Consider the following 13,640-nt stretch of genomic DNA (forward strand, 5'->3'; position numbering starts at 1 on the left):
CGACCGACTCGCCCGCCTCCAACAGCTCGGAGGCGTAGAAGTGACGCAGGGCATGATAACCGTGCTCCCGGGAGGGCTCCCAGGCCCGAGATCCATCCGGTGCGCTCTCCTCCAGCGCGGCGATCACGCCGGCCTCGGCCAAGGCGGGCTTCCAGACGTAGGAGTGGAAGTAGTTCCGATTGATCGCCTTGTGCTCGCGGCCCGTCACCAGGAGGTTGTACGTCCTGGGCCGACGGTGCTTGGCTTCTACCGGGGTCTGCGGCGGGCGCGGATCGTCCCACGACATGGTGGCCGGCACGGGTGCGAGGAACTCCACGAGCGCCACGCTGCACCAACTCACCACTGCGCCGAGGAGCACCGCGTCAAGGTGCCGCCGCGATGGAGCGCTGCGGGCATGGGCTGGCGCGCCGGTCGACGAGCGGGCATCCGGTTCCGTATGCGGACGTTGCCCATGAGCTGGAAGCGCGCTGACGAACATCTCGGCGTTGCATGAGCAACCCGGCGAGCGACGGGCCCCGAGCCGGCCCCTTTCCTCGCCCCTCCGCAGCCAGAAGCACTGCACCACCTGCCTCGCGAGCGGCCGTGCCCCATCCGTGCCCTTCAGGCCGGTCAACACCGGTCACGAGGGGCGCGACGGGACACCATCGGACGACGGCGGGAAGTAGCGATTCCCCAGGTCAGCGCCGAATGATCACCCAAGGACCCATTGATTCCCAAGCTCAGAGCGCGGGTTCGATTCCCGTCACCCGCGCCATAGTTGAGGCTAAGGAGAACCACCGGACGAGCAGGGGCAGTCTCCTTCTGACCGCCCACAACTGACCAACAAGTGACGATCGGTAACGTGTCGCGCCATCAATGCAGTGCAACGCGGGCCTCATTGCCGCCGCCGGTAGCACGAGTTCGATACCCGTCGGCCGTTCCAGAGTCGAGGCCGTTGCCTGGCCCGACGCCGCCCTTGATTGCGCCACGCCCCAGCGGTATCCCCTGGCCTGAGTTTGGCCGTCGCCCATTTGCGAGATGCGATGTCAGACACGTGGTACAAGGTGGCGGAGGGCGGCGCTGTCGCGGTCTGCCTGGGCATATGAGGAACCTCTGGAGAGTGGCATGCCGAAGATCCCCAAAGGGCGGCGCGTAGGCCAGGCTGCAGTGAACGCGCTGCGCACGCTGCTTGAGGAGCACGATCACATCGTGCAGGAGATATCCGGGCAGAACGACTTCGGTGAGGACTTCTACGTCACCTTCACCGATGACGGGGACGTCACCAGCGACACGATCAAGGTCCAGGTCAAAGGAGGGGACAGCTGGCGTCGGGGAAACGGCTACGCGGTGCCTGTCGACCGGCACCGCGACACCTGGTCAGAGGGCAACATCCCCGTCTACTGCGTGGTGTACGACCCGAGCAACAAGAACCTGTGCTGGGCAAACGCCACTCAACAACTTCGCCGCTTCGGCTCCTTCAACGCACCACGCTTCATCGGGATCAGCCCCAATGCGGTGCTGGACGACACCACCATGGACTCCTTCGTCGCCCAGGCACGCCGCTATGTCGGACGCTATCGGGGCCGGCAAGCCGTGCTCACCCATCTCGGAGAAATGTCCGGAACGGAATTCGATCCAGCAGATCACGTTCTGCACTTTGTCAACGGCGACGACGATGACCTCATCTTCTGGAAGCGCCCAGGCGACGCAGTGGCGACGCTGCTGCTCAGCGCCCAGGAATGGGAGCCAGCTTGGGTCACCCTGGAGTCGCTGATGCGCTCCGAGCTTTCTATGCCGGAGGACTGGAAAGGCCCCGGGACCCTGGACCCTGATCTGTGGACAGCCGAGGACCTGGGGCTGAGCCGATCCGAGATCATGTGGGCGGCTGCGTGCTTCGCCTCCACCCGGCAGGCCGACGAAAGCCCGGGAGACGAAATCGTCGAGTGCGAGGGATGCCCCAGTTGCACAGGGGAGGAACCCAAGGAACACGGCAGGATCGAAGCAGACGTCATCCATGCATACGTGCTCGCCCGTATACTCGACCGGATCGACACCGAGCCAGACCTCGTGCTGCGCTCCGTTCACGCGATGCGCACAGAGAGCTCTCTGGAACCGGACATCGTCGCCGAGCTCGGCTCCCTCGAGACCGACCCACGTGTCGTCCGCCAGGTGAACAGGCTCAGCCGGGCAACGGTGGAAACGGTGGACGACCTCGAGCCGGAGGCATACCGGCTGGCCATCCTCTATCTCATCCATCGCATCTACGTCGGCGGCCCCTCGCTCCCTCTCGACGAACAGGTCCGCATCGTCTGGCGTATCCCCGAACCCACGACACCCGTGTCACGGCCTCGATGAACGCAAACCAGAGTGTCCAGCAGCCCCTTCTTCAGAGAGGGGAACCGCACCCGGACCATCACCGTGAGCGTGCGTGCCTGACGGCGATGCCATCGGCCGCACCCTCTGCAGACGTGCCACAACGTGCCAGTAACGGTGGTAGGTAGCGGTCAACGTAGGGACTCGGACGGCCTGCCGGCCGATAGCCCACACGGACGTCTCCCCAAGACAGCGGCCACGCATGTACCCAAGTGCCCCCTGATTCTCAAGCTTTCGAGCGCGGGGGCGATCCCCGTCACCCGCTGCATAGTTGACGCCCAGGTCGGAGATCTGGGCCTTGCCTGTGCCCCTGATGCCCAGGGTTTGCGGCGGATCAATTCATCGTCGACTGCGGCTTCCCAGACGGTCTTGAGCAGCCGGTGGGAATGGCCCCGGTCGTGGCAGTCCCTGTGGTCGACAGCCGCTCGGTTTGCCGGGTGCGGATGCGATGTGCGGTGGCTCGTCGAGGTCCCGAAAGTCTCCGGTGCGCGGAACTCATGGCGGCCGGGCCTATTACATTGCAGGGATGAGCACCAGGTCCCTGGACAACCCGCAGGCACTGCGGATCGCCAACGGGTACTTCGACGAATTCCTCAGCCGAATCCCGGACGAAGCCTGGGAGCTGCCCACGCCCTGCAACGAATAAAACGTCCGTGACCTGGTCCGACACGTGACCAGTGGGCACATCGCCCTGGTCCGTGCACTGCACCCCGACATGTCCGCGGACGAGCCGGCAGCAGCGGGCTCGGACGACGAGGTGGCAGACACCTGCCGCCTGTGGGCATCGAAAGCACAGGCCTCAGTCGAGGCGCCAGGAGTGCTGGAACGCACGGCACGCCACTCGTCGCTCGGCGAGATGACCGGCGACTCCCTCACCCTCATCCGGTGGGGCGATGTGTGCGTCCACGCCTGGGATCTGGCCCAGGCCATCGGCGCGGACTTCGCCCCCGACCCGGAACTGGCCCTCGCAGCGCTGGAGTGGCTGGTCCCCTTCTCCCGCGGCCTCAGTTCCGCCGGGCTCTTCGCCGAAGCCTCCGACCCTGGCCCCGACACCGGCCCCTTCACCAGGGTTCTCGTACTCACAGGACGCCTGCCCAACGCACACCGCGCGCTCGGTTGATGCTCGTGCCGGCTATGCCGTAAACAGCCCGTACAGGGACCGCCGCCTTCATCACCGATCGGCAGTCAGAGGCGCTACGTCACACGCGTCGCGAGCGTGCGTGCCCCATCCGTGCCCTTCAGCCCGGTCAACAACAGTCACGAGGGGGCACAACCGGGCACCACCGGATGATGCAGGAAGCAGCGTTTCCCCAGGCCAGCGATGGGTGATCAGCCCAGACCCCGGTGATTCCCAAGCTCAGAGCGCGGGTTCGATTCCCGTCACCCGCTCCACGCAGGAGCCCCAGGTCAGCGGCCTGGGGCCTACTCATTGAGAAGCCACTTGACGGGCCGAAGCCGTTACACCGTGTACATCAAGCCCGCACTACGTGTATATCTCGCCATTCTCCCGGGATGCGTTGCCCCTCCTGGCCGGCACCCCCATTCTGGAGCGTTCGCCACCAGCACCAAAGGGGGACAGGTGAACGTGCCGCGCCGTGCCGCTAACGATCCTGACGTCATTGGACAGACCACTGGTCTGATCGGTTTCCTCAAAGAGGTCGTACAAAGCAGCCATAACCGTCTACGTGATGACCGCCGTTCACGGGAGCGCCTGTGGCTGGCCGACCTGCCGGCTTCCGTGCACCGTCCGTCGGACCGGGCCGATGGGCTGTTGCTCACCCTCGACCACGTACCGCAAACCGCACCACCGCCCCCACCGGAAGTGTTGGAGGGGTGGGTGTCCGCTGAGCAGTGCCAGGATGCGAACGGCGGTGATCCGGCGCTCGCCATCGAGGGTCCGGGGCAGGAACTCGCGCGCACCGGCGATAGCCCGCAGCCGCGGGGGGAAGAAGCGGGGGATCGCACCGTCCGCCGGGAGGAAGCGGCTGAAGTGTTGCGGGCCTACGGTCCTTGGCTCACACGGTGGCGACGTTGGGCGGAGCGGGAGCGTGCGGAACGGGCTCTTCGGGAGCTCTACGAGCAGGTCTACCACTGGCACCAGAAGTTGACCCAGCAGGACGATCAACTCGAACTTGTTTTGGCTGCTGGCCTCTTGACTTGGAGAGACCCACGCGGTGACGCCGTGCATCGCCACGTACTCACCCACCGGGTGGAGACATCTGTAGACCGTAAGACTGCCCGGCTCGTGGTCCGGCTGACGTCCGAAGGAGCCGTGCGGCTTGAGGATCAAGCGTTCCTAGACACCGATGACGGCTGGGCCTCCGAGCGTTCGGCTGCGCTCGCGGAGGATATCGCCGCCCAGTCACTGCATCTGCTCAGTCAGGAGGTCCTGGAGCAGCTGACCCAGTGGCAGGACCGGGCACTGCAGCGACCGGTTTCGTTCAGCGCCGAATGGCAGCCGCCACGCGAGCCCGAGCCAGGCGCGCGCCTCACCTACGCTCCGGCGCTCGTACTACGTCCACGGGACCGCAACGCCCTGTTGAGCTTCTACGACCGGATCGCGGACAGCGTAGCTTCCGAAGGGCATGCACCCTTGGGGCTGGCACAGCTGGTGCTGCCCCTGAACTCCGAGGAACGTGCGAGCTGGAACGACCGCGAGATCCCGCCGCTTTTCGGGGACGACCCGCTCTTCCCCGGAAAGACGAACGAGCGGCAACGCAGTGTGCTGCGACGGCTGGAACACGACACGGGCGTGGTGGTGCAGGGACCGCCGGGCACCGGCAAGACGCACACGATCGCGAATTTGGTCTCCGCCTTGCTTGCCCAAGGTCAGAGAGTTCTGGTGACCAGCGCCCGCGACCAAGCTCTAACAGTGCTACGGGACAAACTCCCTCCCGCTGTGCGTGACCTGTGCGTGCTCTTGCTCAGCTCGGTGCGCCAAGACGGGGCGGACGAGCTGGAACGCACGATCAACTCCCTTACCGACCAGGTGGCCACGAGCGACCCCGAACAGTTACGGGACGAGATCCGTCGGCTTTCGGCACGCCGGGAAGAGGTGCGGGGCAGGATCAGCGCGCTCACGGAGCAAGTGATCGCGGTGCGGGAGGCAGAGGTCTATCGGCACCCGGAAATCGCTCCGGGATATGCCGGCACCCTGGCCGCGATCGTCCAGCGCGTCATCGATGGCACCGAGCGCTACTCCTGGATCGGCCTGGTTCCGGACCAAGGGCAGGCCGCCTCTGTCCCGCCCCTGTCTCCCGCGCAGGCCGTGGAACTGCTCAGTCTGCTGCGCGAGGGTGCCGCCGAGCTACGCGCCGAAGGCACTCTGCCTGATCCGGCCTCTCTCCCCTCCCCGGAAGACCTGGCCGATGCACTCGCGGCCAGCTGCATCACCAATGACGGTCTGTCTGCCGAGGAGGCTGCCATCCGCGACGACCTCGCCCGGCTCGACGCCTCCGTCACCGACGAACTCGCCTCGCTCGCGGGTACCTGCCGCACGGCTCTTCATCACCTCGGCCTGCCACCGTCGGCCAGGCAATGGGATACGGACAAGTGGATCACCAAGGCCCTATCCGACAGGCTCTCCCGCGACGGCCTCGCCCTATGGCAGCGGGTTTCCGACGCGGAAGCTCAGCTCGACGCCATCAGGCGGCAGGTGGACGGGCAGGGCATGAAGCGCGTCCACCTGCCTGAGCGGCTCCCCGCCGACCGAGCCGATGAGATGCTTGCAAGAGGAATCGCCTTGCGCGAGCATCTCGCCTCGGGCGGCAAGCTGCGCGCTCGCGGCAGCCTCCGCGTTGCGAAGGCGCAGAAAGCCGCTCAGGATCTTCTGGACACGTGCACCGTCAGCGGCCACTCACCCGAAACGCTGGAGGACGTCGAGGCTGTCCTCGCCCACCTGAGCGCCCACTCCACGGTTGCCACGCTCGCCGAACGCTGGGCCCAAGCCGGAGCCCCCATTCCCGAAGGACGGACTGAACTCCGTGTGGCCGCACTGGCTGAGGCCCACGCCCGCCTGACGCACGTCGGCGCGTTCGGCGCGTCCCGTGAGCACATCGACGAACTGCTCGTGCGTCACGATCTGCACATCCCTCTCACATCACGTACGGCGTGGCAGGAGTTCATCAACGCGCTATCCGCTCTCTCCAGCCGCCGGACCGCAGACGAGGCCACCACCCGGCTTGCTGGATGGGAAGAACAACTCCGCACCCCAGTTGAAGGCTCTCGCCCCGCCGCAGAAGCACTGGCCGCCGCCCAGGCAGTCCGGGAGCGGGACACTGACCGCTACGCCAAGGAACTCGGCGCATTGCGGGAAGCGCATCGGCGTGAGCATCGCCGGCGCCGATGTGATGTGCTTCTGGGCGGCGTTCGTGCGGCGCACCCTCTGCTCGCCGACGATCTGGCGCAGAACCCCGACAACCCTGCGTGGGAAGCTCGGCTGGACTCACTGGCCGAGGCGTGGGCCTGGGGAGCCGCTTCCGCCTTCGTGCGTCGTCAGCGATCACATGGGCGCGAACGTCACCTTGAAGGCGAGCTGTCCCAGTGTGAAGGGAACCTGGAGTCGCTGACCGGCGAACTTGCTGCCACTTGGGGCCGGTTGCATTGCCTTGAGCGTATGACTCAGGAGCAGCGGTCTGCCCTTCAGGCGTACCGCAACCACATGGCCTCGTACGGTAAGGGAAAGGGCCGCAACGCGGGCCGCTACCGTGCTGCAGCGCACGACGCCATGAAGACGGCGCAGGGGGCGGTACCCGCGTGGGTCATGCCCATCTCACAAGTCGCCGAGACGGTACTTCCCCAGCGGGACGCGTTCGACGTGGTCATCGTCGACGAGGCCAGTCAGGCAGGAATGGACGCCCTGTTCCTGCTGTGGCTCGCTCCGCGCGTGATCGTTGTCGGGGACGACAAGCAGTGCGCGCCCCCGGTCAGCGGCATGGGCCGCACACAGGCGATCCACGATCGGCTCGTCTCCCACCTGCCGGATATGCCGCCGATGCTGCGCACGCTCTACGGCCCCGCGACCAACCTCTACCAGTTGCTGTCCACCTTCTTCCCGAAGGTGATCCGACTGGAGGAGCACTTCCGGTGCATGCCCGAGATCATCGGCTGGTCGTCGCAGACCTTCTACAACGACAAACTTCAGCCGTTGCGCCAGTACGGCGGTGAGCGTCTCAACCCTCTCGTGACCCACTTCGTCGATGGAGCCATAGCCCAGGGGCGCGACAGCCGGCTCCGCAACCCGAAGGAAGCCGAGGCCGTCGTCGAGTGTCTGGCCCAGCTCGTGGAAGACCCTGCCTACCGGGACAAGACCATGGGGGTCATCACCCTCCAGGGACCGATCGGGCAGGTCAAGCTCCTGGAACAGCTGATCAACACGCGCATTCCGGCCCCAGTACGCGAGCGCCACAAGATCCGTGTAGGCAACCCGGCGTCGTTCCAGGGAGAGGAGCGGCACGTCATTCTGCTGTCGATGGTCGCCAGCGATCCACCACGCGTCGCGGGCGGTGCGCGCAGCGAGCGACAGGCTTATAACGTCGCTGCGTCCCGAGCCCAGGACCAGATGCGACTCTTCTACTCAGTTCCACCGGACCGCCTCAAGCAGGGGGACCTGCGCCTCAATCTCCTTGCCTACATGGAAAACCCTCCGGCCGCACTTGCCGCCTCCGACGACATAGGGGAGGTATCCGCCGAGGTCCCGCAGAAGCCGTTCGAGTCGCTCTTCGAGCAGCACGTCTACTTGCGCCTCAAGGCTCGCGGATATCACGTCATCCCGCAGTGCCCGGCTGGAAGCAAGCGCATCGACCTCGTCGTCGTAGGCGCTCGCGGGCGTCTGGCCGTGGAGTGTGACGGTGACCGATACCACACGACACCTGAGCAGATCCGGCACGACGAGCAGCGTGACCGTGAACTTCAGCGGGTGGGCTGGACGTTCTGGCGCCTTCCCGAGAGCGAGTTCCGCTTCGACCCCGACCACGCCCTGTCCGGCCTGTGGGAGGAGCTGAACCGGCTGGGCATCCATCCGGCCGCTTGCCGCGCCACCGATGACGAGCCGCCGTCGGGCCCTGCTTCCTCCGGCACGCAATGGACTCCGCTCGACCTCTCCTCCGACGAAGGGCTGGATGAGAGCCCGGCGGAATCCCCCGACCATCACGACGCGACCGATCCGGTCGCCGCCCTCGACACGACAGAGGTCGAAGAGACCAACGACAGCACGGAAGGCACAGCATGACCCCGGAGTCCCCCATCGGCATCCTGGACGGCAACACGCTGGAGGAACTGGCCCGCGTCATCTGCGGCGACGAGCACCTCTATTACCGGAAGGGCTTCGAGATCGCCCGCTTCCTGGAACACGCCGGCTGGCAGAGGGTCCCGGAGTACGACGGCGAATACCGCAAGGAGTGGACGCTCGCGCGGCTCTCCGAGCGTCGGGAGGACCCGTCCGACCTGGAAAAGGTTCTGCTCCGACTCGCCGACCCACGCGAATATCTCGACGAGCCCGAGCAGCTCCCCGCCGTCGTCTCCGCCGTAAATGCCTTCCTCATACACGAGGGAGCCCGCTTGGAGAACCCCGGTGGCCGGCCCCGACTCGTCGCTTGCGACCCCTCTCTCAACTACCCAGGCAGCCAGGGGCCGGTCGAACTCAAAGCAGCCATGACCGATCTCATCAACGACAAGGACATGGCGAGTCTCCTCCAGCACCGCTTGGACGAGGCCCGGACCTGCTACGCCAACGGTGCTCACGTGGCCGCCATCATCATGCTCGGCAGCCTTCTCGAAGGCGTCCTCGTTCATGTGGTCCAGGAGCGCGACGCCTCACTGCTCGGACGGATGTCTCCGGACAGGGTAAGTCTGGACACCCTGATCAAGACCTGTCACGACGCAGGCTGGATCGGCGCCGACGTCGAGCGCTTCTGCCACGAGCTACGCAAGTACCGCAATTTCGTCCATCCTCGCGCTGAAATCCGCGAAGCTCACGCTCCCGACCGAGACACGCTGAACATGTGCTGGCCCGTGGTCAACGCGGTCCTGAACGACCTTGCCGGATCACAGCCCGAAGCACCTTAGCCGTACTGAGCTGTGACCTTGTCCTGTAGCACTGGTGCGATCCATCAGGGGGAGCAAGTTGAAGAACGCAGCAGCCGTACTGACAGATCTGTCGCAGCCGTCGAACGTCGCGACTCACTCCAGCATCGCGCTCGTCGGCAGCGTCGACGCGGCGGGCGCCGAAGAGGACGGAAAGAGGAAGGAGAAGGAACTCGACGCCCTACGACGCAAGCCGACGCTCCAGGCCCTAGCCACGAAAGAAGTCAGCTCCTTCCGACTAGCCCCTTGGACTGCGCTCCATAGCCTGGCCCGAGCAGTCACTCTCGCCCGGCGGGGAGCAGGTCGGGGCCTCGCCGAGCACTGGGGAAGCCTGAAGTACAACCAAGCCCTGACCGGGGATTCGGGCGCGTACATGAGGCTCTCGGCCGAGGGCCGGGAGACGGCGGACTACTACAAGGCGCTCCAGTCAGACGAACTCGGGATCGGCTTCGCTCTCTCGCTGGCCAAGCAGATCTTAAATCGTCGCTACCCGCAGCACGTCGTTTCGATCGTTCCAGCCGACACAGCCCTGCGGGCGGGCTGGGCTCTGACCAGCAGGGACAAGGGGCCCCGAGCCGGCTACCGATACCGTCCACGGTTCTTCGCCGAGGTCTGGAAGCCCGGTGAGCCGTCACGGGTCTTCCCGATCGAGTCCAAGGGCAACCACAGCAACGCCGCGACATCTCACGACCAACTCGCCTCTGCATCAGCCCACGTGGAAGCAGTGCACATCGGATCGTGGAACGAGACGCCGAGCCTGGTATTCAGCACAGAGCTCCCCGTGGACGGCCCCCTCACCGTCCACGCCCTGCATGCTGCCGGAAGAGACGGCCGATTGAACCACTCAACGGGAAGTACCGCGAGGAACGTAGACCATTTCGTCGAGGACGAAAACTTCTTCCCGGGCATCCAGCGGCCGACGGAAGGCAACAGAACTCCGGAGAAAGAGCCCGGCTTCCACATCACCCCGGAGCGCCGCGAATGGTTCAGGCACGTCCTCGCGCGAACGGAAGCCGCCGGGCTAACCGCCTTCGCCGGTGACGGTCAGGCAACTGTCCAGTACCTGACCAAGCGGCAGGGCAGTCGTCACTTCACCGGCTTCGCGCACGCAGCCACAGGCAGCGTGCAAGATGCCCGTGAGCAGCTCCTCGGCATTCAGTTCGTCGGCACAGACCACGTTTTCCGGCTGAACAGAACACGCGTTGAGGCGTTCTCCGGCGTCGCGGAAGACCTCTTCCGCCATCTTGAAGGAGGCAGGGTGGAGCGCTATCGCCGCGAGGTCTACGCCCGACGAGATGCCTGGCCCCTCGATACATGGGACAGCAGGTGGCGCGGGCCAGTCTCGGTGAATCCTGACGGATCTGTGCTTGCCATGAGGGTGCTGACCTCCTGAGCTGCCTCACTCCTCAAGGCCCTTCAGTATCACAGCCCACAGACAAACCAGTCGACCTGCCAAACCTTGCGTGAGCAATGCGTGAGCGGACAGGGCGGCGCGAGCCGCACACACAAGGACCACGGCTCACCCCTCCCGACGCCGACCAGCAAGAACGTCACCGCTCAGCAAGGCGGGGCGCCACCCGGCAAGGATTCAGTCCCACTCGTAAAGGGAAGGTCGTCGGTTCGAATCCGACAGGGGGCTCTACTCAAGTCTGTTCTGGCGAGGACCTTCCCGAAAACATCGAAAGTTTGCACTACCAGTTTGTGAGACTCTCGCATCCGCTCAGCTCAGAGCCCTACAGATCGCGCCCCCATCAGGTCCTTCTAAGTGCCTGCCGTATCTCGTGCTGCCGCAACATCGACAGCACCGGTCGGGTGATATTCGCTGTCCCTCGCTGGGCGTGGATATGTCAAAGCACCCGCGAGAGTGCCCTGTTGCCAGGACCGGCGCTCCACCGGGGCATCAGAGCCCCTCAACCTGCACAGAGCGAAAGAGTGACCGTCGGCAGTGGGAGTCCCCTGGGACTTCTCTGGGACTTCCGGCCGCATCAACGGGCATGACCGTGAAACAGCTGAAAGGCCATCAACGCAGATCAGCGCCCCAAAGCCACCCACCGCGGCAGGTCACAGCGCCCCCTGGTCTCTTCCGGGACATCTGAACCACGGACGCCGCCGCACCCTTTCCGACCTGCATGAATACGGGCCAGGAGGAGGTGCGGCGGCATGTCTGGGACTTCTCTGGGACCTTGCGCCAGACCCGAGCTTCTGCCAGTCGGCTTGCGGCTACGCGAAGACCGCGTCGATGGCGGCGCCGCCGCGCGCACCGGCGCGGGACAGGAAATGCGCGTACTTCCGGAGCGTGAAGCCGGGTCAGAGTGGCCGAGCCACCTGGCCAGGGAGACGACCGACTCGCCCGCCTCCAACAGCTCGGAGGCGTAGAAGTGACGCAGGGCATGATAACCGTGCTCCCGGGAGGGCTCCCAGGCCCGAGATCCATCCGGTGCGCTCTCCTCCAGCGCGGCGATCACGCCGGCCTCGGCCAAGGCGGGCTTCCAGACGTAGGAGTGGAAGTAGTTCCGATTGATCGCCTTGTGCTCGCGGCCCGTCACCAGGAGGTTGTACGTCCTGGGCCGACGGTGCTTGGCTTCTACCGGGGTCTGCGGCGGGCGCGGATCGTCCCACGACATGGTGACCGGCACGGGTGCGAGGAACTCCACATGCTGCCGCAGTGCCTTGGCCACGCTTGAGGGCAGGGGCACGTCGCGTACCTTGCGCCCCTTGGGAAGCGCGAAGCACAGCTTCGTCCCTCGACTCCGGCGAGCCCGTACCCGCCGGAGTCACCACCCTCCTGCCCGACACGCCGTCCGCACCGCCGAATACATCATCATGCTCGCCCCCGAAGCCCGCGGACGCGGACTCGACACACCCAGGCCACCCGCCTCACCCTCGACTACGCCTTCCACATCACCAACTGCGCATGGTCTGACTCAAGGTCCTCGCCCCGAACAAGGCAGGCATCCGTGCCTACGAGAAGGCGGGCTTCCGCGCGGCCGGCGCCCTCCGGGAAGCCGGGTACTGGCTCGGGCAGACGCGCGAAGAGGTGCTCATGGACGCCGTCGCGACAGAGTGTGAAGGCCCTTCAGTCGTTGAGTCACTGCTGACTGGCAAATAGCACTCTGTGCCAGGGCACAGAGTGCTCGCTGCTCCGACCGGGAGCGCTCCCTCACTTACCGCAAAATCTTGACGCTAAACGACAGTCAACAAGGGATGTCCCACACCGCCCTCCGCCGCGCTCAGCCAACAATTGGAGACGTGATTCCGGCCAACCCCCAGCAACTTTCGTGATTTCCGGGCTCCGTTAACAAGCGCAGAGCAGATTCTCCCATCGGACGGTTTCGATCACTCGATTTCACGGGAGAGAGAAGGTTCCGCTTTGCTGACCAGCGTTCACACATCTCACGCGAACCACACACACCAGCACGGCACCGGGTGCGGCCATGTGGCCGTGCCGCACGACGATCACGTCGACTACGTGCACGGCGGGCATCTACACCGGCTCCACGAGGATCACACCGACGAGTGCGAGCCCGCGGGCCACACCATCCACCAGGACCACGACCACCAGCACCGGCCCGGTTGCGGGCACGTCGCCGTGCCGCACGGCGACCACGTGGACTACATCCACGACGGCCACCGCCACGCGCAGCACGAGGGGCACTGGGACGACCACTGACCCCAGGCTCGTGCCGTGACGCCCCCACCACCGGCGCGGTACGAGTCCTGGGTGCCTGGGACGTGCGGGTCCCGGGCACCTCATACCGACGACTTATGAGGTGGGTGCCTGCTCTGGGCCGCGCAACATCGCAGTGGGGGCGCCTTCAACACAGTCAGTCGTGAAACCTAGTGGTCGTCCCAGTGGCCGTTGTGGGCCGCGTGCCGGTGGCCGTCGTGTACGTAGTCCGTGTGGTCGCCGTGCGGAATCGCCACATGGCCGCAGCCTTCTCCATGCGCGTGGTCATGGCCGGGGTGCTCCTTGTGCCCGCTCGGCTCGCACTCGTCCACGTGGTCCTGATGGACGCGGTGGACATGTCCGTCGTGCACGTAGTCCATGTGGTCGCCGTGCGGAATCGCCACGTGCCCGCAGCTCTCTCCATGCGTGTGGTCATGGCCGGGATGGGGCTGGTGCTTCTCCGTGGTTGTCATGTTCTTCGCTCCTTGGATACGGCGGGAATTCGGCTCAAGCCGACGGTGCCTCAAACAACCCGGAA

The 13,640-nt window shown here is 65.7% G+C and carries 8 protein-coding genes and 1 tRNA gene; 7 read left to right on the top strand and 2 right to left on the bottom strand.

Annotated features, from left to right (window positions below; translation table 11 throughout):
• Positions 1–1,104: 1,104 nt before the first annotated feature.
• The 6 genes from OIU81_RS08250 (at position 1,105) to OIU81_RS08275 (ending at position 11,074) form a co-directional block, all read left to right on the top strand.
• Complete coding sequence (locus tag OIU81_RS08250; RefSeq protein WP_329145410.1) at positions 1,105–2,334, top strand: DUF4365 domain-containing protein; 1,230 nt, start codon at positions 1,105–1,107, stop codon at positions 2,332–2,334.
• A gap of 676 nt (positions 2,335–3,010) precedes the next feature.
• The gene (locus OIU81_RS08255; protein ID WP_329154960.1) at positions 3,011–3,472 is read left to right on the top strand and encodes a hypothetical protein; all 462 of its coding nucleotides are present in this window, start codon (positions 3,011–3,013) and stop codon (positions 3,470–3,472) included.
• 459 nt (positions 3,473–3,931) lie between these two features.
• On the top strand, positions 3,932–8,581 hold the full coding sequence (locus OIU81_RS08260) for an AAA domain-containing protein (RefSeq protein ID WP_329145412.1): 4,650 nt from the start codon (positions 3,932–3,934) through the stop codon (positions 8,579–8,581).
• A complete protein-coding gene (locus OIU81_RS08265; protein WP_329145414.1) occupies positions 8,578–9,417 on the top strand; it encodes a DUF4145 domain-containing protein in 840 nt (279 codons plus the stop codon). The genes OIU81_RS08260 and OIU81_RS08265 overlap by 4 nt, the downstream gene beginning before the upstream one ends.
• A 58-nt stretch (positions 9,418–9,475) precedes the next feature.
• Positions 9,476–10,828, top strand: coding sequence for a hypothetical protein (locus tag OIU81_RS08270; RefSeq protein ID WP_329145416.1), 1,353 nt, complete (start codon positions 9,476–9,478; stop codon positions 10,826–10,828).
• 179 nt (positions 10,829–11,007) lie between these two features.
• Positions 11,008–11,074, top strand: a tRNA-Thr gene (locus tag OIU81_RS08275).
• Positions 11,075–11,465: 391 nt separating this feature from the next.
• On the opposite strand, the gene OIU81_RS08280 is transcribed toward OIU81_RS08275, so the two are convergent.
• Entirely contained in the window at positions 11,466–12,113 is a 648-nt protein-coding gene (locus OIU81_RS08280) for a hypothetical protein (protein ID WP_329145418.1), read from the bottom strand.
• A 692-nt stretch (positions 12,114–12,805) separates the two neighbouring features.
• Here OIU81_RS08280 and OIU81_RS08285 point away from each other — a divergent pair.
• The gene (locus OIU81_RS08285) at positions 12,806–13,105 is read left to right on the top strand and encodes a hypothetical protein (RefSeq protein WP_329145420.1); all 300 of its coding nucleotides are present in this window, start codon (positions 12,806–12,808) and stop codon (positions 13,103–13,105) included.
• Between the two features lie 167 nt (positions 13,106–13,272).
• On the opposite strand, the gene OIU81_RS08290 is transcribed toward OIU81_RS08285, so the two are convergent.
• Positions 13,273–13,575: a hypothetical protein gene (locus tag OIU81_RS08290; RefSeq protein ID WP_329145422.1), complete on the bottom strand. Its 303-nt coding sequence runs from the start codon at positions 13,573–13,575 to the stop codon at positions 13,273–13,275.
• Between the last annotated feature and the right edge of the window lie 65 nt (positions 13,576–13,640).

Source organism: Streptomyces sp. NBC_01454 (assembly GCF_036227565.1).
Classification (GTDB): Bacteria; Actinomycetota; Actinomycetes; order Streptomycetales; family Streptomycetaceae; genus Streptomyces.